This window comes from Helcococcus sp. KG196 (genome assembly GCF_046035495.1).
GTDB lineage: Bacteria > Bacillota > Clostridia > Tissierellales > Peptoniphilaceae > Helcococcus > Helcococcus ovis.
Window position 1 is genome coordinate 21,867 of sequence record NZ_JBFNFI010000002.1, and the last position, 23,079, is coordinate 44,945.

Annotated in this window: 18 protein-coding genes; 2 read left to right on the plus strand and 16 right to left on the minus strand. The window is 28.6% G+C overall.

Annotation, left to right across the window (positions count from 1 at the left end; genetic code table 11):
- Nucleotides 1-28 precede the first annotated feature (28 nt).
- The gene (locus tag ABGF45_RS01250) at nt 29-2,656 is read right to left on the minus strand and encodes a valine--tRNA ligase (RefSeq protein WP_134743990.1); all 2,628 of its coding nucleotides are present in this window, start codon (nt 2,654-2,656) and stop codon (nt 29-31) included.
- A 505-nt stretch (nt 2,657-3,161) separates the two neighbouring features.
- On the opposite strand from ABGF45_RS01250, the gene ABGF45_RS01255 reads away from it, so the two are divergent.
- Nucleotides 3,162-3,962 carry a kinase/pyrophosphorylase gene (locus ABGF45_RS01255; protein WP_134710552.1) on the plus strand — a complete coding sequence of 267 codons (801 nt, stop codon included), beginning with the start codon at nt 3,162-3,164 and terminating at the stop codon, nt 3,960-3,962.
- Entirely contained in the window at nt 3,959-6,607 is a 2,649-nt protein-coding gene (gene ppdK, locus ABGF45_RS01260) for a pyruvate, phosphate dikinase (RefSeq protein WP_134710550.1), read from the plus strand. The genes ABGF45_RS01255 and ppdK overlap by 4 nt, the downstream gene beginning before the upstream one ends.
- Nucleotides 6,608-6,666: 59 nt before the next feature.
- Here ppdK and ABGF45_RS01265 read toward each other — a convergent pair whose 3' ends face one another.
- The 15 genes from ABGF45_RS01265 to ABGF45_RS01335 form a co-directional block, all read right to left on the minus strand.
- Nucleotides 6,667-7,302 (minus strand): DUF3267 domain-containing protein, encoded by a 636-nt coding sequence (locus ABGF45_RS01265; RefSeq protein ID WP_134710548.1) that lies wholly within the window; start codon nt 7,300-7,302, stop codon nt 6,667-6,669.
- A 491-nt stretch (nt 7,303-7,793) separates the two neighbouring features.
- Nucleotides 7,794-9,977: an LPXTG cell wall anchor domain-containing protein gene (locus ABGF45_RS01270; RefSeq protein ID WP_209021661.1), complete on the minus strand. Its 2,184-nt coding sequence runs from the start codon at nt 9,975-9,977 to the stop codon at nt 7,794-7,796.
- A gap of 943 nt (nt 9,978-10,920) precedes the next feature.
- Complete coding sequence (locus tag ABGF45_RS01275; RefSeq protein ID WP_134743991.1) at nt 10,921-12,270, minus strand: glycoside hydrolase family 73 protein; 1,350 nt, start codon at nt 12,268-12,270, stop codon at nt 10,921-10,923.
- Nucleotides 12,271-12,364: 94 nt separating this feature from the next.
- Nucleotides 12,365-12,718: a hypothetical protein gene (locus ABGF45_RS01280; protein WP_134710545.1), complete on the minus strand. Its 354-nt coding sequence runs from the start codon at nt 12,716-12,718 to the stop codon at nt 12,365-12,367.
- A gap of 130 nt (nt 12,719-12,848) precedes the next feature.
- Nucleotides 12,849-13,850: a tryptophan--tRNA ligase gene (gene trpS / locus ABGF45_RS01285; RefSeq protein WP_134743992.1), complete on the minus strand. Its 1,002-nt coding sequence runs from the start codon at nt 13,848-13,850 to the stop codon at nt 12,849-12,851.
- On the minus strand, nt 13,840-14,670 hold the full coding sequence (locus ABGF45_RS01290; protein WP_134710541.1) for a bifunctional 5,10-methylenetetrahydrofolate dehydrogenase/5,10-methenyltetrahydrofolate cyclohydrolase: 831 nt from the start codon (nt 14,668-14,670) through the stop codon (nt 13,840-13,842). The genes trpS and ABGF45_RS01290 overlap by 11 nt, the downstream gene beginning before the upstream one ends.
- Before the next feature lie 72 nt (nt 14,671-14,742).
- Nucleotides 14,743-15,774: a PotD/PotF family extracellular solute-binding protein gene (locus ABGF45_RS01295; RefSeq protein ID WP_134743993.1), complete on the minus strand. Its 1,032-nt coding sequence runs from the start codon at nt 15,772-15,774 to the stop codon at nt 14,743-14,745.
- On the minus strand, nt 15,771-16,571 hold the full coding sequence (locus ABGF45_RS01300; RefSeq protein WP_134710537.1) for an ABC transporter permease: 801 nt from the start codon (nt 16,569-16,571) through the stop codon (nt 15,771-15,773). Before ABGF45_RS01300 ends, ABGF45_RS01295 begins: the two co-directional genes overlap by 4 nt.
- Complete coding sequence (locus ABGF45_RS01305; protein WP_134743994.1) at nt 16,564-17,373, minus strand: ABC transporter permease; 810 nt, start codon at nt 17,371-17,373, stop codon at nt 16,564-16,566. The genes ABGF45_RS01300 and ABGF45_RS01305 overlap by 8 nt, the downstream gene beginning before the upstream one ends.
- Complete coding sequence (gene potA, locus ABGF45_RS01310) at nt 17,370-18,410, minus strand: spermidine/putrescine ABC transporter ATP-binding protein (RefSeq protein ID WP_134710533.1); 1,041 nt, start codon at nt 18,408-18,410, stop codon at nt 17,370-17,372. The genes ABGF45_RS01305 and potA overlap by 4 nt, the downstream gene beginning before the upstream one ends.
- An 8-nt stretch (nt 18,411-18,418) precedes the next feature.
- Nucleotides 18,419-18,958 (minus strand): helix-turn-helix domain-containing protein, encoded by a 540-nt coding sequence (locus ABGF45_RS01315; RefSeq protein ID WP_134710531.1) that lies wholly within the window; start codon nt 18,956-18,958, stop codon nt 18,419-18,421.
- Between the two features lie 553 nt (nt 18,959-19,511).
- Nucleotides 19,512-20,312, minus strand: coding sequence for a metal ABC transporter permease (locus tag ABGF45_RS01320; RefSeq protein WP_134710588.1), 801 nt, complete (start codon nt 20,310-20,312; stop codon nt 19,512-19,514).
- A gap of 1 nt (nt 20,313) precedes the next feature.
- A complete protein-coding gene (locus ABGF45_RS01325; RefSeq protein WP_134710529.1) occupies nt 20,314-20,985 on the minus strand; it encodes a metal ABC transporter ATP-binding protein in 672 nt (223 codons plus the stop codon).
- Entirely contained in the window at nt 20,982-22,253 is a 1,272-nt protein-coding gene (locus ABGF45_RS01330) for a metal ABC transporter substrate-binding protein (protein ID WP_408105993.1), read from the minus strand. The genes ABGF45_RS01325 and ABGF45_RS01330 overlap by 4 nt, the downstream gene beginning before the upstream one ends.
- A 92-nt stretch (nt 22,254-22,345) precedes the next feature.
- Nucleotides 22,346-23,038: a ZinT/AdcA family metal-binding protein gene (locus ABGF45_RS01335; RefSeq protein ID WP_167554061.1), complete on the minus strand. Its 693-nt coding sequence runs from the start codon at nt 23,036-23,038 to the stop codon at nt 22,346-22,348.
- Nucleotides 23,039-23,079: the final 41 nt, after the last annotated feature.

Consider the following 23,079-nt stretch of genomic DNA (forward strand, 5'->3'; position numbering starts at 1 on the left):
AATTACCTTCCATTAAAGTTTAATATAATTATTTATTTTTAATATCTTCAATACTTTTTTCTACTTCATTAAGCATATTAGTGTATTTTTCAACTTTTTCTTTTTCAGCATCAACTAAATTTTTAGGAGCTTTTTGTATGAATTTCTCATTTGATAATTTCCCTTTAGCTCTATTTAACTCTGCAATTATCTTATCTTTTTCATTTTCTAATCTACTTAATTCTTTTTTTAAATCAATAAGACCATCTAATGAAAGATATAATTTATAATCATCTTTTACTGTTACAGCAACATTATCTATTTCTTTATCTTCTCTAATAATTTCAACTTCACTCAGGTTTGCTAATGAAATTAAATTATTTGATAATTTAGAGAAAATTCCTGCTGTTTCATCAGATTCAGTAAATATATATAATTTTGACTTATTCTTATTTGGTACGTTCAATTCTAATCTTTGAGCTCTCAATGATGTAATTGCATCGATAAGTTTAGAAACTGCTTTTTCTTCCCATTCATAATGATTTAATTCTTCATATTTTGGATAATTTGCAACTATTATTAAATCTTCTTTATTTGGCAAATAAGAATAAATTTCTTCAGTGATATATGGCATAAATGGATGTAATAATTTCAAGATATTTTCTAAAGAATATAATAATACTGCTAAAGCATTATCTTTTACTTCTCCTTCATCATGTAATCTTGTTTTCACAAATTCGATATACCAATCACAGAATTCAAACCATATAAATTCATATAAGTTTACTGCAACAATACCAATTTCATATTGATTTAATAATCTATCAATATCTTTTGATAATGTATTAATTCTAGAAATTATCCATTTATCTTCGATTGTTAATTTACCTCTATCTAATTTATATTCTTTTTCATCTTCCATATTCATGAATATAAATCTTGATGCATTCCAAATCTTATTAGCAAAATTTCTCTTATCTTTAACTTCATCGTCGATATATCTCATATCATTTCCTGGTGAATTTCCACTTACTAAATTAAATCTTATAGCATCTGCACCATATTTATCGATTTCATCAAGTGGGTCAATACCATTATTTAATGATTTAGACATTTTTCTACCTTGACTATCTCTAACAATTCCGTTTAGATATACTGTGTTAAATGGTAGTTTTCCAGTATTATATAATGATGAAAATACCATTCTTATTACCCAGAAGAAAATAATATCATAACCTGTTATAAGCGTATTTGTTGGGAAGAAATATTTATAATCTTCAGCATTTTCATTTGGCCAACCTAATGTTGAAAATGGCCACAACGCAGATGAAAACCATGTATCAAGTGTATCACTATCTCTTGTAACTTTTCCATAAACACTTTCATCCGGTTGTTCTTTGGAAACAATGATTTCTCCATTTTCAGTGTAGTAAACAGGTAATCTGTGCCCCCACCATAACTGTCTTGAAATATTCCAATCTCTTAGATTTTCCAACCAGTTTACATAAATTTTTCCAAATCTTTCAGGAATGATTTTAAGTTCTCCACTAGTATATGCTTCTAAAGCTGGTTTTACTAATTCTTTCATTGCAACAAACCATTGTTTTGAAACAAGTGGTTCAATTATTGTCCCACATCTTGAACAATGTCCTACAGCATGTTCTAATTCTTCTATTTTGCCTAATAGACCTAATTCATCCATTTTTGCAACTATTTTTTTTCTTGCTTCATATCTATCTAATCCTGAGAATTCACCATAACCATCAGATATTGTACCATCATGTTCTATAACAACACATTGACCTAAATCATGTCTTTGTCCAACTTCAAAGTCATTAGGATCATGTGATGGTGTAATTTTTACCACACCTGTACCATATTCTTTATCAACATAGTCATCTGAAATAATAGGTATTTCTCTATTAACTATAGGTAAAATTACCATTTCCCCTATTAAATCTTGATATCTTTCATCAGTTGGATCTACTGCAACAGCCAAGTCTCCTAGCATTGTTTCCGGTCTAGTTGTAGCAATTGTAATTTTTCTATCTAAATTTTTTAATGGATAATCAAAATACCATAAATTACCTTTTTCGTCTTTGTGATCAACTTCTGCATCTGATATTGCAGTATCACAATATGGACAATAATTTACAATTCTTTCACCTCTATAAATTAGTCTGTCATTGTACATTTTTACAAAAACTTCTTCAACAGCACTTGATAGATTTTTATCTAGTGTAAATGCTTCTCTTGACCAATCAGCAGAAACTCCTATTTTTCTAAGTTGTTTCTTTATATTTCCACCATATTTGTGAGTCCAATCCCATGCTTCTTCTAAAAATTTTTCTCTTCCTAGTTCAAATTTTGTATGACCTTCATTTCTAATTTTTTCTACAACTTTTGCTTCTGTCGCAATACTTGCATGGTCAGTACCAGGTAACCAAAGTGTTGAATAACCTGACATTCTCTTCCATCTTATAACTATATCTTGAAGAGTTGAGACCAATGCATGCCCCATGTGTAAATTTCCTGTTACATTTGGTGGCGGCATGACTATTGTAAATGGCTCTTTAGACTTATCAACTTGAGCGGTAAAATACCCCCCATTTTCCCAATCCTTGTAGATTCTATCTTCAAAGGACTTAGGATTATAATTTTTTTCAAGATTTTTCATCTTACTCTCCTAGATTATTATAATTTTTCCTTTTTATATTCTTTAATTATAGTATTTAACTTAATTATAGTCAAGTTTACAATATTTTCTCCAAATCTACAGATGTTTTTTTAACTTTCAGATATCTCTTTATTAAATTTTTACCTATATATGATCAATTTTCTGTATTTACATAATTTACATACGCAATAAAACTCCACCATAAAAACACTTATATATGACAAATCTTTTTTAGATAATTTAAACCTATAAATAATTGTAATATAAAAAACATTAATATATAAAGTTACAAAATAATTGAGTGAAAAACATATTACAAAACCAACTTTTTCCAGAAAAAATGATATATTTTGTAATCTTTTTCAAAATGTAACTAAGTAAAATATAGTATTTTTTAGCATATATGCACATAAAATCATGCAAATGTATGCCTTTTGTATTTTTATGGACTTTTTTATTTTTTTTGGTATAATAAAAACATAGTAAGTTAATTTTGGAGATTGAAATGCAGAATGAAAAGGTTTGGATATTATCAGACAAAAATTCAAAGACATTAACTCATATATTAGTCAGAAATTATTTTATGCAAGAATTACAAATTGACATAAAAATATATGATGACTTAAATGAATTAGGCCAACTTCATAATTTTAATATTTATGAGGATGACCAAATCGTTTATTATGCATTTGAAAACAAAATAATGTCTGAGTTTATCAAAGACAAATGTAAACAATTAAATATTAAATACTTTGATGTATATGCAGTTGTATACAACTTCCTGGGTAGTATTTTTTCTAAAATTTCTAAAGGCGGAAATATCCCATCAATCTTAGAGCAAAGTTTGAGAAACAATCATGTTGACTTCGCTTTATTAAATGATGATGGTATAAATCCTCAGTCTATTTATGAATCTGATATTGTGATAATAGGAGTTTCAAGGACATCTAAAACTCCCCTATCCATATATATGTCTAATTTAGGATATAAAGTAACTAACATTCCATTGGTTCCGGAAATAGATTTACCTGATGAACTATTTAAAATTGAACCAAATAAAATCATCGCATTGACTATGGACCCTAGCAGATTGATTGAAATAAGAAAAGAAAGAATCAAATCTTTAGGTATTCCGGTCGATTCAGGATATGCTACTCTGGAAAGAGTAAATATAGAACTTGATTATTCTCAAAAAGTAATCCAAAAATTAAATTGCCAGTCCATTGATGTCACTCATATCTCAATAGAAGAGACATCAGAAAGAATAAAAAAACTTATTGATATACGAAGGGAGCAACAAAAATGAAATATGTATACAGTTTCGATGAAGGTAAAAAAGAAATGAGAAGCCTTCTAGGCGGTAAAGGTGCAAACTTAGCAGAAATGACAAGACTTGGTATAAATGTACCATTTGGTTTCACAGTTACTACTGAAGCATGTACAAGATACTATCAAGAAAATAAGACATTATGGGAAGATCTTGTAAAGGAAATCGAAAAAAATGTTAGAAAAACAGAAGAAAAATTAGGCAAAAAATTTGGAGATAATGAAAATCCATTATTATTCTCAGTTAGATCCGGTGCTGTAATATCAATGCCTGGTATGATGGATACAGTTTTAAATTTAGGATTAAATGACATCTCAGTAGAAGGATTAGCAAAACATACTGAAAATCCTAGATTTGCATATGACTCATATAGAAGATTTATTCAAATGTTCTCAGATGTTTCAAAAGGAATCAATAAAGAATTATTTGAAGAAGTTTTAGAAGATGAAAAAGAAAAAGCCGGAGTAGAATTAGATAAAGATCTTTCAGCTGAAAGCTTAAAAGAAGTTGTAAGAAGATATAAAGAAATTTATAAAAAAGAAATGGGAGAAGAATTCCCACAACAACCTGAAAGACAATTACTTGATGCCGTAGCAGCAGTATTTGCATCATGGAATAATGAAAGAGCCATTCTATATAGAAAATTAAATAGTATTCCTCATGATTTAGGTACGGCTGTAAACGTACAATCAATGGTATTTGGTAATGGTGGAGATACATCAGGTACAGGGGTAGCATTTACAAGAAATCCTGCAACAGGTGAAAAAGCATTATTTGGTGAATATTTAATGAATGCTCAAGGTGAAGACGTTGTTGCAGGTATAAGAACACCAAGCCATATCTCTGAATTGGAAACTCAAATGCCTGAAGTATATAGACAATTCTTTGAAACAGGTCAAATCTTAGAAAAACACTATAGAGATATGCAAGACTTAGAGTTTACTATTGAAAATGGTAAATTGTTCATATTACAAACAAGAAATGGTAAGAGAACTGCTGAAGCAGCTATAAACATTGCAGTAGATTTAGTTGAAGAAGGTTTAAGAACAAAAGATGAAGCATTGATGATGATTGAACCAAATCAATTAGATCAATTACTACACCCTACTTTTGACAAAAAAGCTATGGATAAAGCTCCAGTATTAACAAAAGGTTTAGCAGCATCACCGGGTGCAGCATCAGGTTACATTTCATTTAGTGCAACAGATGCTATGCTAAGAAATGCTAAAAAAGAATCTGTAATTTTAGTTAGAACAGAAACATCACCAGAAGATTTACAAGGTATGGATTCTGCAAAAGGTATTTTAACATCTCGTGGTGGTATGACGTCTCACGCAGCTGTAGTTGCTCGTGGTATGGGTAAATGCTGTATCGCAGGTGCACATGAAGTAAAAGTAAACGAAAAAGAAAAAACAGTTACAATTGGAGATAAAGTTCTTGGAGAAGGAGATATTATCTCACTAGACGGTTCAACAGGTATAGTTTATGAAGGAAAATTAGAAACAAAAGATCCTGAATTGTCAGGAAAATTTGCTAAATTTATGGGTTGGGCTGACGAAGTAAGAAGATTACAAGTTAGAGCAAATGCTGACACTCCTCATGATGTAAAACAAGCTTTAGATTTAGGAGCAGAGGGTGTAGGTTTATGTCGTACAGAGCATATGTTCTTCGCAGAAGATAGAATTAATGCCGTACGTGAAATGATTCTTTCAAAAACATTAGAACAAAGAAAGAAAGCATTAGCTAAAATTGAACCAATCCAAGAAGAAGACTTCTATCAAATCTACAAAGTGGCAGACGGTAGATCAGTTACAATTCGTCTATTAGATCCACCTCTACACGAATTTGTTCCTCATACAGATGAAGATATTGCCATAGTTGCTAAAGAACTAGGTGTAACAATTTTAGAACAAAAGAAAGCTATTGATGATTTACATGAAGTAAACCCAATGTTAGGTCACAGAGGTTTAAGATTAGCTATTACATTCCCTGAAATCTACCAAATGCAAGCAAGAGCAATTATAAGGGCTGCTTTAAGATTGCATGATGAAGGGGTAAATTTAATTCCCGAAATAATGATTCCTCTAGCAGGGGATGCAAAAGAATTATCAGTTGTAGCTGATTCTATTAAAGATGAAGTCGAAAAGATTTTTGCTGAAAAAGGCAAAACAATTGAATACCATGTTGGTACAATGATTGAAATTCCAAGAGCTACATTATTAGCTGATGAAATTGCAAACGTAGCAGAATTCTTCTCATTTGGTACAAACGACTTAACACAAATGACATATGGATTCTCAAGAGATGATGCCGGAAAATTCTTATCACAATACTTAGATGATGGTATTTTTGAAAAAGATCCATTCCAAGTAGTTGACCAAAAAGGTGTTGGTAAATTAATGAAGAATGCAGTAAAATTAGGAAGACAAACAAGACCGGGAATCAAACTTGGTGTTTGTGGTGAACATGGTGGTGAACCATCATCCGTAGCATTCTTTGATGAATTAGGTTTAGATTATGTTTCTTGTTCTCCATTTAGAGTTCCAATTTCAAGATTGGCAGCAGCACAAAAAACATTAAAAGACAAACAACTAAAAATGACTAGAATCATGGATGCATTCTAATATCAATAAGTTAAAAGGAAGGTTTTGGGATTTCCAAACCTTCCTTTTTGAGTATGATTTTACTTTTCAAAAACAACCACTCCACATTCATAAGGATGGTCATAATAATACACATCATTTCCTTTTGATTTATATAATAATATTTTAAATACAATCAAGAAATCCCCTCCTCCTGAAACAATCATTAATTCAGCGATCATAAATAAAAATATATTATGCAATATGCAAGCAGCTGCCAAAATTCCAAAACCTAAAACTAATGTAGGCATCAAGCCGCCTAATATATACTGCCATTTTTTCAAAGTTTCATTACATGTACAATATGGTGTAAGTGTTGACCAAATAAAGCCAAAATCAATGGACTTAAAATGATTTTTTGCAAATGCCCCCCATGTCAAACCATGAATTAATTCATGAATCACAATTAGGACTAATAAAATACCAAATAATATAATTAAATCAAAAATTTCAATCATAATTATAATTTTAACATTCGCTTGCGTTAATTTAAAAATCAATAATCCTAATGCCATAAAAGGAAGCATTATTGGTATGGCTAATAGATTAGCTGTGAGTGTACCCAATGTCAAATCTGTTTTTTTATATCCCATTTTAATCATCTCACTAGAAAGCTCTTCAAATTTTTCTTTTCTTTTTTGTTCTTTTGGAGTTAATTTTCTTTCTTTTTTACCCATATCCATACCTTTATTTTTGCTAATTATATATTAAAAATGCAATAAAACTTGTAACCATTAAAATAACAATCACTATTTATATTACAAATAAGTATGCCACAAGTCACCCACTGTGTCAAGTAAATGACAAACCCTTAAAACATTTTTCAGTTATCTAATGTTAATTGTTATCCTAATTCTAGCATCAAATAAATGAGATTATAAGTATTTAACAAATTAAAAGAGAATTAGAAATTTTACACTCTAATTCTCTCTATGTGTTACTTTAATTCTTTGCCAATACTACTTGTATTGTTAGTATTTGACTAAAAAACTAAATTAAATACCTCTTAATTATATATGTATCTATATTTATAGAATAATATTTTTTTAATAATATTAATTAAATTCTTACTTTTTAATCATTTGATGTATAAATAAAATATCGTTATTTTTTTAGTTAACCTATTTTTAATCTCATATTGTGATTAAAAATTTTTCTTACTTATTTTTTAATCTTCTTTTCTTTTTTTTATTCCAAGGAATGTTAATAAACCTCCCACAACGGACATAATACCTGCATATACGCTTGGATTAAATGCATCTCCTGTTTCAGGATTGTCTACATGTGGTTTTTTTGGTTCCTCTGGTTTCTTTGGTTCCACAGGTTTCTTTGGTTCTTCCGGTTTATTTGGTTCTTCCGGTTTATTTGGTTCTCCCGGTTTCTTTGGTTCTCCCGGTTTCTTTGGTTCCTCCGGTTTCTTTGGTTCCACAGGTTTCTTTGGTTCCACAGGTTTCTTTGGTTCTTCCGGTTTATTTGGTTCTTCCGGTTTCTTTGGTTCCTCCGGTTTCTTTGGTTCCTCTGGTTTCTTTGGTTCCACAGGTTTCTTTGGTTCCACAGGTTTCTTTGGTTCCACAGGTTTCTTTGGTTCCTCCGGTTTCTTTGGTTCCACAGGTTTCTTTGGTTCTTCCGGTTTATTTGGTTCCTCCGGTTTCTTTGGTTCCTCCGGTTTCTTTGGTTCCTCCGGTTTCTTTGGTTCCTCCGGTTTCTTTGGTTCCTCCGGTTTCTTTGGTTCCACAGGTTTCTTTGGTTCCTCTGGCTTTTCAACAACAATTTTTACTACACTTACTGTTATTATTTTTACATCATCCGATATATCCGTTTTAACAACTTTGTAGTCTTTTCCGATTACCTCGTCTGTTTTGCTATTTACATCTTCAAGTGTTAGGTTTTCAAAAACATCTAAAAATTGAATTGAATTTCCTTTTTCGTCTACTTCTTTTATTCTTAATTCATATTTTCTTTGAGCAGGTTTTTCTTCTTTTGGTTTTTCTGGTTCTATAGGTTTTTTAGGTTCAACAGGTTTTTCAGAAGTAATTTTTACTACACTTACCGTTATTGTTTTTACATCATCCGATATATCCGTTTTAACTACTTTATAGTCTTTTCCGATTACCTCGTCTGTTTTGCTATTTACATCTTCAAGTGTTATGTTTTCAAAAACATCTAAAAATTGAATTGAATTTCCTTTTTCGTCTACTTCTTTTATTCTTAAATCATATTTTCTTTGAACAGGTTTTTCTGGTTCTACCGGTTTAACTATCTTGTTATATGCTTCTTCTAATCCTTTTTTTGCTTTATCAATTTCTTCTTTTGTTGGATCTAATTTTTCATTAGCCATTCGAGCCTTACCCAATGCTTCTTTTAGTTCTTCACTATCAATAATTTTATCCCATGGAAGAGTTAGAACTTTATCTATTAAGTCACTTAGTTCTTTTCTGTTTACATTATTAGTTTTGTCAGTTTTTTCTTCCGGTGTTGGTGTTGGTGTTGGAACCGGTTTCACTTCTTTTTCAGACTTTTCTTTTTCTTCTTTGGATTTGACTAATGCTTCATATTTTTCTTTTAGTTCTTTTAATTCTTTTATTATTGAATCAATTTTATCAATTTTATCATTTTTAAATTGTTCAGCCTCACCTAATTTTCTTCTTATATCTTTACTTAACTCAGAATATTGATTGATTTCTCCCTCTACTTTATATCCCTTTCCATTAATACCTCGAACTTCCTCTATTAACTTTTCCAGTTCCTTTTTCTTAGCTTCCAATTCCGAATCTTTTGGAACCGGTTTCATTTTTTCTTCTACTTCATTAATTTTATCAATTAAACACTCTGGTATTTGTGCGTTGCCACTTCCAAGCTTACCACTTTTATCACATGGTCTCCAACAATTACTCTTATCGCCGTTTTTTTCTAACGCAGGTAAATATATCTTAAATCCTTTTTTACAATTATCATCGCCATTACACATACTTTTTACTTCTTCAAATGTTAAGGTTATGGTGTATGTTTTTTTTTCTAATTTTTTTCCCTCATCTGGGTTCCATTGACCATTAACCCCTATTAACTTAGCTCCTTTTAATCCGTTTTTGTCACTCCAATGCGAGAAGTCAAATTCAAAGGTTACAGTTTTTTCAGTTTCATCCACTTTAGCTTTTACATTAAAGTCTTGTTTTTCTTTACATTTTTCAAAATTAAAATTAATCCAGCCATTTTCTTCTTGAGCTTGTGCTAATACTGTTGAGGGCTTTTGTACAAATAAACTAAGTGGCGTTAAACCATTCAAAATAAAAGCTGACGATAAGGCTATCGCACTACCATAATACAATTTTTTCTTTTGTCCTTTTTTCTTCATTTTTCTCCTCCTAATTTTTATATATTTATCATCAAATGTTAAAAAAAGTAGACTTTAATTTACAATTTATGATACAATAATAAAAATACATTCGTTATATGATTAACCAAGGAATTAACTGCCTTTAGTCTACTTTTGGTTATGCTTAATTCATGAGTTTTTCATTGTAAATTAAAGTCTACTTTTTTTGCAATTATTTGTATTTTAATTATATTTTTTTATTTTTCAATTATTTTTTTGATATCATATAAATATAAAAAAGGAAATTATTTACAAATCTATTCAAGTTTTATGATCTAAAACGTGGCTATACTGCTCATAAATCATATAAACCTATTGGTTATATTCACGAACTTATAGATATTTGACTATTTTACAGATGAAATCTCTATTTTTAACATTTTAATCTGCTCTTATCAGCATATTTTACGGATGAAATGTTCAATTTCATTAATTTCATCTGCTTTTATCGAAGCAATTCACATTCCAACTTAAAATTTACGGACAAAAATGCCGAATAAAGGCTTTTTGTCTGCTATTTTCTTCAAAATATTCAAAATTTTACGGACAAAACCTGGAAAATTTTGAAATCTGTCTGCTTTTAATTATAAAAAAAATGTAACAATATTGGCATTAACATTTTATCACATTTCTGCCATAAATTTATAAACTAGGAATTACAAATTTATATCTAATAACAATATTGACTACATTTATAACTAATTATTCGAAGAAAAACAAAAACTAGTTACACCGCATAAACACTTTAAGTATGGATTAATAATCCATAGGTTTTAGCACCATATTTTTATATCTAAATCAAAAAGTCAGGTTAGATATTCTATAAATATACCAAAAAAGTCCGATATAGAGGTATTTCCTTTATATCGGACTTTTCAATATATATTATAAGTAAAATATTTATAACTTTTATTTTTTAATTCTAGTTATCATATTGTGTTAAATCATATAACTCAATTATATTATTTAATGTTTCAGCATAAATTGGTGATGTAGCATATGTTCTAGATAAATATCTTGTAGCATCTTTATATGAATTTGTTTGTGATTTTCTTGCTCCATAGTAATAACTATAACTCCAATTTGAAGAATCTTCATATCCTGTTATTAAGTTTACATAATCTTGGAATGATTCTAAATATGATGGATATTTTCTAAATTCAGATAAAACATTATATGATTTTCCATTTGAATCGTATTCAAATGTAGGTATAACAACTGATGCTCCATCATATGTTCCTTTTATACCAAACATATTATGATATGGAACTGATGATAATGTAGATTTACCATATCCTGTTTCTAAAATTGTTTGAGCCATCATTACTGATGTATAAACATCTCTTCCCTTAGTTGCTTTTACTGCATAACTGGCTATTTTATCTATAAACTCTTGTGGTCTTGATGTTTGATAATTTGTATCTCTTACATTATTTGAATTTGGATTTACCCAATATCCTTCTCCGGAATAATCAAAACCTAATTTTATCATATTTTGACTGGTTCCTATAATATAATAATCACCTGGTTCAAATGTTACAGTAGATTGTCCATAATTTTTTGCAGCTTCCACAGTATCATATCCTTCTAAATTTACTTTTACAGGGTATGAAGAATATTTTGAAAATGTTGTTTCAAATGGAATTTCTGAATTAGCATTTGTTGAAGATCTTTCATTTTTTACATTTTCTTTTACTTTTGAAGTTTTATCTTTCTTTACACTACCAACCTCACTTGGATCAATCCAACCTCCCGGGACTCCTTTGTATTGGGTTATATTAATCATGCCTCTACTTCTTGAGAATATATAATATGTGCCCTCACTAAATGTCATTCTTGGATTTAATTTATGTTTAGCTTCATAATCAGAATAATAAACTTTTACATTTTTGTTAAGTACAAACATATTATCATCATTTATATATCCTATAGAATCTGTATTTTCTGAACTTTCACCTGATTCAGCATATGCTACTTCTTCTTTCGCTACTACGGTTTTATTATCTTTTGGATTTATCCACGCTCCTGGATAATTTGGATTTTTAGTTATATTTATCATCCCATCATATTCATTATAAACATAGTAGTCACCTGCTGAATATTTTAATTTTGCTTCAGTCTTATATTTTGCATTATATGATGTATAATAACCATCAACGGTATTTACCAATTTGTATGTATTTCCGGCTTTTGATGCAAAACTTCCCGCAAAGGCTATTGCCGTAGCAAATGTAGCAAGTCCCCCAATTTTAATTATTTTTTTTAGATTCATTTTAACACTCCTGATATTTTTATATATCTATATTACATCATTAATTAATAAAATGCAACAAAAAAGTTTCAAAACGGTTACATTTATTTGAGTGCTAAAATATAATCCCCTTATCTAGTACATTATTTTTATCAATTTGCTCAAATATACTATATATAAGCTTTTCAGCATATTTGTAATTTATTAAATTTTGTTTAAAACCTTCAAATGATAATTTTTCAACTCCTATTTTTTCTCTTTCAGCATTTAAATGTGTCAAAATGGTTACAATTTCATCATCTGATAGAGTGTTTTTTTCATCTAGTTGTGCAATTGATATTATATTAAAATTTTTAGTGTCGATATTTATATCAATCTCTCCACCTTTTATCTTATAGTCTTTACCAAGTGGAAAGTAGATGTATCTATAAACATTATCATTTTTGTTAATTATTTTATATGTTAGCATATATTCTCCTAAAAAAAAGTCTGTTGCAAAATAACATTTTTAACCATTTAGCAACAGCTCTCTTCGATTATCTATCTAATTGTAAAAATCCAACAAAATTGTAGAAGAGGCAAGAGATATTCTTCTTCGGTTATCTATCTAATTGTAAAAAACCTACTTTTCTATAAATTTTATCCATTAATCTTCTTGTCTTATATCTTGATTTTTCAGCACCTTTAGCTAAAATTTCATCAAGTTTATCTTTATCCTTCATAATTTCATTAAATTTATTTTGGAAATCTTCAAGTTTGAAAACTACAACATCAGCTAAATCTTTTTTAAACTCACCATATCCCTGTCCCTTATATTTTTCAACAACTTCTCTTGTTTCTTTTCCTGTAAGGGCACAATAAATATCAATTAAATTTTTTAATCCGGGTTGCTCATCATTGTAATCAAAATTTGCAAGGGAATCAGTAACAGCTGACATTATTTTTTTTCTAGCAGCATTTAAATCATCTTGTAAAAATATCGAAGCATTTTTATCATCATCAGATTTACTCATCTTCTTTTCCGGATTTCTAAGTGACATAATTTTTCTTGTGGATTCATTTATTAGCGGTTGCGGTATCTTAAATGTTTCTGAATATCTACTATTAAATCTAATAGCTAAATCTCTTGTTAATTCCATGTGCTGCTTTTGATCTTGTCCAACAGGTACAAAATCAGCATTATATACTAAAATATCAGCTGCCATCAATGTTGGGTATGTAAATAATGCAGCATTTTTATTTTCTTCGCTTTTTTCTGATTTTTCCTTAAATTGTGTCATTCTTGATAATTGACCCATATATGAAATAGAGTTTAATACCCAATAAAGTTTTAAGTGATCAACATTATGTGACTGTATAAATAGTGTAACCTTCTCAGGGTCTAATCCTAAAGCCATATAAGTAGCTACAACTTCTCTTGATCTTCTTCTTAAATCTGCCGGTACTTGTGGAACTGTAATAGAATGTAAATCTGCTACTCCAATATAGCAATCATATTCATCTTGTAATTTAATAAAATTTTGAATAGCCCCTAAGTAATTCCCAATCGTCAATTCTCCTGATGGTTGAACTAAACTTAAAACCGTCTTTTTATTTTCCATTATTTTCTCCATTTCTTATTACATTTCTTAATATCATATTAGCATTAATTCTACCAATACCACCTATAGATGGTAAAAACTTAATATTAATTTCATCATAAAATTCAGAATTAAAATCTCCAAATATTTTATTTTCTTTAACATCATATCCTAAATCTATGACAATTGCATTTTCCTTAAAATTATTTGTATCAATAATCTTAGCTTTTCCTATCGCTGAAATTACAATATCCGATTTAGAAATTTTTTCATATAAATTTTTAGTTTTTGAATGAGCAATTTGAACTGTTGCTCCCTCATTAATCAACATCAATGCTAATGGTTTTCCAATAATTTCCGATCTGTTTATTATTAAAACATCTTTACCCTCTAAATCTGTTAATGATCTTAAATATTCAAAAGTTGATAAAGCTGTAGTTGGTGTATTTACATAATCATTAGATGAAAACAGCTTCAATTTACTCAATGAATTTAATCCATCAACATCCTTATGGATAGAAATAGAATTCAATATTTTCTTTTGATTTAAATCAGAATCAATCGGAACAAACACTAAAATTCCTTGAACATATTCATCATCATTGTTTTTATTTATATATGATAAGACTTCATTTTCGGATACTTTAGAATCAAAAACTTTACTAATAACTTCTATGCCAATTTTTTCAGCCTCTTTTATTATAGATTTTTCAAAAGAAATAGCTGACTTGTTACTTCCGATTCTTATTAAAGTTAATTTAATATTTTTATTAATCTCAGAAAGCTTATTTTTTAATTTTTCATTAATTTCATGTATATAATCTTTAGTATTTAATATCATTTACACCTCTTTTTAATATAAAAAAACCATCTTAAATATAATTATAACATTTAGATGGTTTTTTTTGAATTATTAATTTGCTTTTACATCTTCCCAAGCCTGTTCAAATTTTTCTACGAAATCTCCTAAATCCTTAAACACTTCTTGTTCTCTCAAATCATCCAGATTTGGATATAAAACTTTATTTGACTTCACGGACTTTGTCGGTTCAATTTCTCTTGCTTTTGTAACAGGTGTAGCTTGATTATTTCCACTTTTAGCCGCTACTTTAGGATCACATAAATAATTAATTAATTTATATGCATTTTCAAGGTTTGTAGCATTTTTTACAATTGCAAAGTTATCTAACCATAAATTTGAATGTTTTGGTAAATAATAGTCTAAATCTGAATTTTCAGAGATTGCTTCAGAAGCCTCTCCGGAATAAACTACAGCTAATGCACCATTTTTGTTAACCATTTGTTGCTTAATTTCATCGTGTAAATATGCTGTAACTAATTTCTTTTGATCCGTCATTAATTTTTTAACTTCTTCTAATTGTTTTGCATCTTTTGAATTTGAACTATACCCCAACTTCCAGAAACCCGGTCCTAAAGTATCTCTTGATGAATCCAACATATATATTTTCCCTTTGTATTTAGGATTAAATATTATATCCCATTCATTTAAATCTTTAGGATCTACCATTTTTTTATTATATAAAATACCTAATGTTCCATAATACATAGGAATTGAATGCTTATTATTAGGATCAAATCCTTTGTTCTTGAAAACATTTGCAATTTCTTTAAAATTAGGTACTTTTGATAAATCAATTTCATTTAATAAATTTTCTTTAATCATTTTCTCAACCATATATTCTGAAGGGACAATCACATCATAATCTTTCATAGAATTTTTAACATTTGTGTACATTCTTTCATTTTCATCAAACTCAGAATATACAACTTCTATTCCTGTTTCTTTTTCAAAATCTTTCAAAACTTGTTTATTAATTGTTCCACCCCAATTATAAAATGAAACTTTTTGTTTCTTTTGCCCACCACATGCAACTAAAATAAAGACAAATAACGCCATCATTAAAGTCATAATTTTCTTTTTCATATATCAATTTTCTCCTTATTTTTCATATTTTTATTTTGTAAAATATTTACAATAATTAATAAAATTAAAACTGCAACAAACATTAATGTAGACAATGCATTAATTGTCGGCTCTATGCCTCTTTTAGTCATTGAAAACACAGTTGTAGCAATAGTATTAAGTCCGGGAGACACTGTAAAGAATGATATTACAAAATCATCTATTGATAATGTAAATGCCATCATTGCTCCAGCAATAATCCCCGGTTTTATCTCAGGAATTACAACCTTAACTAAAGCTTGTAATGGTGTAGCTCCTAAGTCTAAAGCCGCATCTATAAGATTCTTATCCATTTGTTTTATTTTAGGTAATACGGATAATACAACATATGGAATCGTAAATGCAATATGTGATAATATCAAGGTCAAAAGTCCTTTTGGAATTTGTAGCATACCATATAAAACCATAAGTGATATAGCGATAACAATGTCGGGATTTAATACCGGAATATCGTTAATACCTAAAATTATTCTTCTTTTATTTTTACTGAATTCAGATATTCCTACCGCAGCAAAAGTCCCCACAATTGTTGAAACTATAGTAGCCACCACCCCAACTAAAAGTGTTGTATTAACTGCACTTAATATAGCTCTATCTTCAAATAGTCTTTGATACCATTTTAGTGAAAAACCTGACCAAACGCCTAAAATTCTCGATTGATTAAATGAGTAAAATATTAAAACAGCGATAGGAGCATATAGAAATATAAAAACAAATACTAAATAAAATTTTTCTAAAAAGTTAGTTTTTTTATTCATTTATACCTCCCTTTTCAACTGATTCTTTATCAAAAATTAAACTCAATAAAATTATAATCATTAAAAATGTCGCTAAAGCTGAGCCATATCCCCAATTTTGAGTTTTTGTAAATTGTCTTTCAATAACATTACCAATCATATTTACTTTTCCACCACCAAGTAACAATGAAACCTCAAAAGTAGAAATCACAGGAACAAATACCATAGTTAATCCTGAAAATACTCCGGGTAAGGACATTGGAAAAATAACTTTCCAAAATGTCTTATTGTCATTAGCTCCTAAATCATGAGCCGCTTCTATCAAACTGTTATCTATTTTTTCAAGTGATGTGTAAATTGGAAGTATCATAAATGGTAAAAAGTTATATACCATACCTAAAATTACGGATGCTTCTGTATATAAGAAACTATCATAGTTTATGCCAAAAATTTTTAATAAATTATCTAATACACCGTTTTGAGATAAAATAGACACCCATGCATAGGATCTTAATAAAAAATTCATCCACATTGGTATCATAATTAATAACATGGCTACAGTTCTATATTTTACATTAAGTTTAGACATTATATATGCAAAGGGATACCCTACTATTAAACAAATAGCGGATGTTACAAATGCTATCTTAATAGACGTATAAATCATTTTTAGTGTGGAAATGTCGAAAATTTTTATAAAATTTTCAAAAGAAATGTTTCCATTCTTGGTAAAAGCAAAATAAAATATCATAAATAAAGGAACGATTATAAATATTGCACACCATAAAAAATACGGAAATGCAAGTTGCTTTATTTTTTTCAATTTTCTCCTCCTTTTTCCATAACATGAATATGGTCAGGAATAATTACTAAACCAACTTTCGCTCCAACCGGTTTATCCCATGTAGAATGAATCTTATACATGAATCCGTCAACATCAACAATAATTTCCCAATGAACTCCCTTGAAAGTAAGTTCTACAACTTCGCCTTGAATCATACCATTTTCAGGAGATGTAAGTTCAATATCTTCCGGTCTGATTACAATATCTACTTCTTCATTTTCATCAAATCCCACATCTACTGAATCAAACTCTGTATTTGAAAATTTAACTTTTTTATCTCTTATAGCTATACCATCTAAAATATTTGACTCACCGATAAACCTTGCAACAAATTTATTTTCCGGTTCATTATAGATATCTATAGGTGAGCCTATTTGCTGAATTTTACCATTATTCATAACAACGATTGTATCACTCATAGTTAATGCTTCTTCCTGATCATGAGTAACATAAATGAAAGTAATACCTACTTGTCTTTGAATTCTTTTTAGTTCATCTTGCATTGATTTTCTAAGTTTTAAATCTAAAGCTCCAAGAGGCTCATCCAGCAATAAAACTTTTGGTCTGTTTACTAACGCTCTAGCAATCGCAACTCTTTGTTGTTGTCCACCTGAAAGAGAATCTACGGATCTATTTTCAAACCCTTCCAAATTTACAAGTCTTAACATTTCCTTTACACTTTTTTCTATCTCATCTTTTGGAATTTTTTTTAATTTAAGTCCAAATGCAATATTGTCAAAAATGCTTAAATGCTTAAATAAGGAATATTTTTGAAATACCGTATTTATATTTCTTTTATATGCCGGGATTGACTGAATTTCTTTACCATCAAACAATACTTCCCCTGAATCTGAACTTTCAAATCCTCCAATAATTCTCAAAGTCGTAGTTTTACCACACCCAGAAGGTCCTAATAATGTAAGAAATTCATCTTCTTTTATATTTAAGTTTATATCATCCAATACTTTATTATCTCCAAAGGATTTATTTAATCCTTTTAATTCTATAATATTCATTTGACCTCCTAGAAATTTGGTGGATTTGATATCCACAATACTTTTGATTGCCCTTTATGTACATTTTTTATATATCTTTCCTCATCAGAAAAGAAATAAAATGTTTCACCCTTCTTTAATCTATATTCTTTTTCACCAAAAACTAATTTAATTTCACCCTTTACAACATATCCAAACTCTTCACCTTCATTTGGAGTATATATCTTGCTACAACCATCTTTATCTAGTGTAAACATCACAGGCTCCATATTATTTTTTACAGAATTTGGAACAATCCATTCCATTTTATGACCTAATTTATCATTTGTACCAACAAAAAAATCTTCTTCTTTGAAAACAATTTGCTCTTCTTCTTTATTTGTAAAAAAATCCCCTAAATTAGTACCTAAAGCTTCTAAAACATCAGCTAAAGTATCAACAGAAGGAGAATTAAGATTTCTTTCAAGTTGAGATATAAATCCCTTTGTCAACTCAGATCTTTCTGCTAATTCTTCTTGGGTCAAATCCATCTTTTTCCTAAGTTTTTTTATTTTATCCCCTATTTCCATCTTATCTCCTCTCTAATATTTTTTTAAGTAAAAAACTTAATATATTAAACACAAATATAATTATAACAAAAAAAACATAAAATACAATACCTAAAAGTTTAATTTTTTGTGTTTTTTATATAAAATTATTAATTTTTTAATAATAAAAGAATGTTGTAAAATAAATTTTTTAGTTGTTTTATAGAAGTTCTTCTAACAATAAGATTAATACTCAAATTAATCAGATTTTTAGTAAATATTTAATTTCATTACAAAATAAAAAATATTAATTTCACACTATTTTCAATAAAATTATCAAAATTATCGCAAATTTTAGATTTTGAAAAATTTAGTAAAGGAATTAAATTTAGATCTAATAGAAAATGCTTGCTCTAAAAAAGGGAGAAAACCAGTAATAGCTCCAATTTCAATATTTCAGATTTTAATCTATTGTTATTCAGAAGGGATTAAATCCACAAGAAAAATTGACAATTCAATTAAAAAGAAAAGACTATTGCAAAATAAGATTTTTAGTTATTTTGCAACAGTCCTCTTAATTAATTAACTTAAATAATTATTTTTTTAATTTTCTAAATTTAGATATAATTCCTACTATTAACATGCCTAATATTGCAATTACAACTATTGACCCACCGGGTCTAATATCGTAATAAAATGAAATAACTAATCCAAAAAGCATGTAAATTACGCCTAAAAAAACAGAAATAAATAATGATTGCTTATAACTTCTTGCAATAAATAATGCCGTAGCTACCGGTAATACAATTAATGATGCAACCATAAGAGCTCCTATAACTTTAGCCGCTAAGGCGATTGTTATTGCAGAAAACAATGTAAACAGAAAATTAATAAATTTTACATTTACGCCGGATAATCTAGCTAAATTGGGATTTATAGATATATCAAGTAATCCTCCATAGTATATAATTGAAATAAACAAAATACCTATAAAAATTATTGAAAGAAAAATTAAATCATTTTTCGTTACAGCAGAAATTGAGCCGAATAAATATGATTCAAATGTATTTCCACCGGGTGCAAAATCTGATAAAATGGCAGCCAATCCTAAGCCTAAACTCATTATTACAGCTGTTGCCATATCTCCATATTGCGGAAATTTCTTTCTGATAATTTCTATTGCAAATGCGGAAATAACAGCTATTACAACTGCTCCTAATGCAGGATTTATACTTAATATTAAGCCTAAGGCAACACCCATTAATGAAGTATGTGATAATGCATCTCCTATCATTGATGTCTTTCTATTAACCATTACAACTCCTATAAGTGGAATCATAATAGATAGCATAAGACCGGCTAAAAGAGCTCTTCTCATAAAATCAAACTCAAAAATTTCAAACATAGGATATACCTCCATCTTCAATTTTATATATTTTACTTGGATTTAGTGTCTTATTTATTAATTCTAATTCATGTGTAACTATCAAAACTGTAACTTTAGATTCCTTGTTAATTTTTTCTATTAAGTGTAAAAAATCTTTTTTACTGTTTTTATCAACTCCGGCTGTTGGTTCATCAAGAATCAAAAGTTGCGGGTTATTAATCATAGCTCTGGCAATAATTACACGTTGCTGTAATCCGCCTGATAATTCATTAAATGGTGTATTTATATAATTTTCCAAGCCCAAATTTATTAATGAATGCTTTGCCTTTTCTTTGTGTTTTCTTCTTGCGATTTTTATAAATCCAAAATCCTCATATTGATTAAGAGTTACCAGTTCTAAACAAGTAATAGGAAATGCTATTTTTTCAAAATTTTGTACTTGAGGCACATAGCCTATTTGCTTAAAAGACTTTATTTTAGATATATCTTGATTATCAAATAAAATAGTTCCCTTATCAGGTTTTATTTCTCCCAAAATCAATTTTAATAATGTTGATTTTCCAGATCCGTTTTCACCTGTAATTGCAATCAAAGAACCTTTTTCAATTTTAAGATTCAAATTTTTTAATACATATTCCCCGGAATATCCAAAATATAAGTTCTTAACCTCTACATAGCTCATTTTACCTCCTTCATAGACTCATATAAGTTATCTAAATTCATTTTAATAATTTTTTTATATGAATCAAGTCCTGATTCTTTAAGTGAAAAATTGTATTCCATAGAAGCAAGAGGTTTACTTTTTCCTCCTATTTCACTTGCAACTGTATCAGCTCCTTTTTGTTGTCCGTTAAATTCATAAAAAATTGTCTTGACTCCATAAAATTCACAAAAATCAATAGCTTTTTTTATTGTTTTTAAACTAGGTGTTTCCGTACTTACTAAGCCTTGCAATGGATACTGTTTTAATCCAAAATCTCTTGCTAGATAAGCATAAGCATTATGTGTTACAACAAAATGTTTAAAATCTAATTTATCAAATTTTTCTTTATACTCAAATTGTAATTCACTAAGAGCACTTACAATTTTAATCTTATTTTCTCTATATTTGTCTGAATATTGAGGATATTTATCTGACAATTCATTCATAATAACATTAAGATACTTTTTAGCATTTACAATTGACATCCAAGAATGAGGATCATATGTTATTTTATCTAACCCGGAGGTCGAACCCTCTAAAATTTTTTCGATTTCCAATAATTCTCCGTTTTTATCGGTTAAATTATATGGTAATAGATCTTCTGAAATCCTATCTGAAACTAAAACCCAATTTCCCGATTTAGGAAATTTATAGAAAATTTGTCCCGATTCATGTCCCATTTCTAATGCATAAACTTTATTTTCTTCGACATCTATTGTTGAATCTTGGGGAACTAATTGCCCCTTTGATTTCATATTATTTTTACCAATTTTAATTAATTCATCTTTACTTTTCTTATCATTATTATTTATAAATGATACTCTCATTACATCTTCATGTGTATGACCAAAGTCAAATTTATATGTTTCACCCTGTTTGGATTTTTGCTGAGCCATATATTGAAAATCTCCGATAGCAGCAGCTCCTTTATATGTTATCAAATCAACAGAATCTGAAAGTGTAACTATTTTCAAATCCGGAGCAACGTCTTTTATTTGAGGTAACCAGTTTTCCATATTGGCTCCATTTACTATAAGCATATCTGATTTTAATAATTTTCTCATATTTCTAGGACTTGGCTCCCACAAATGTGGATCTTTATTTTCGGGCATAAATGTCCTAACTTCCACTGTATCTCCTGCTATTTCCTTAGTTAATTCTGCAATAGGATAAAAAGAAGTATAGACTACAGGCTTTTTAGGACCGGTAGTCTTACTGCTTATACAAGACGATAAAATGAAAATCATAGAAACTGCAAAAAATATACATAAAATTTTATTTTTTAATTTCACGATTTCACCTTTCATATTGTTTATATTAAGATTTCAAAATATTGTGATTAATTTTTCTTTTCCTCTTTTTGTTTTTGAGCTTTTTGTCTTTCAAATCTTATTTTAATAGCATTTGCTATTTGTGATGGTTTTATGTCTTCCTTTACAAATGTACCAAAGTTAATAGATTTATCCTTTAAGATTGTTTCTCCATCTTTTCCCACCTTAAAATGATAGTGTAGCATTACTTCTTCACCATGAGGTTGCATTAAAAGTATAACAGGAAATTTTGCGTTTGGATCTTTAGCCTTAAATTCATGCCATTTAGCTTCTCTCTTACCATGTTTTGTTTTATGGTCTTTTATGTATTCATATTCTGATTCTGATATAACTTTACCATCTTTAGCCATATCATAAAATTTTAATTTATTTCCTTGAGCTTCTAATGCATTAAATCCAACTTCATTTCTCTTTTTAAAGTTTTCATATTCTTTATCACCATTTTCCAATGAAGCAAATGCATCTTTAACCTCTTTTGTATCTGCAAATGAAGCATAGTTTACCCATTTTCCAGCCCATTTATCCAGATTGATAGATTTATTTGTTTCTTTTTTATCTACCTTTTTATCATCTTTTTTTTCTACTTTTTGTTCAACTTTAGTTTCTACCGGCTTTTTATTATCTTTTTTATTTCCACAAGCTGATAATACAACAGCTAATGCTAAAATTGAAACAACTGAAACCAATTTACTTTTTTTCATTTTTACCTCCATTTTTAGGTTCCCCTAATTCTATATACAAT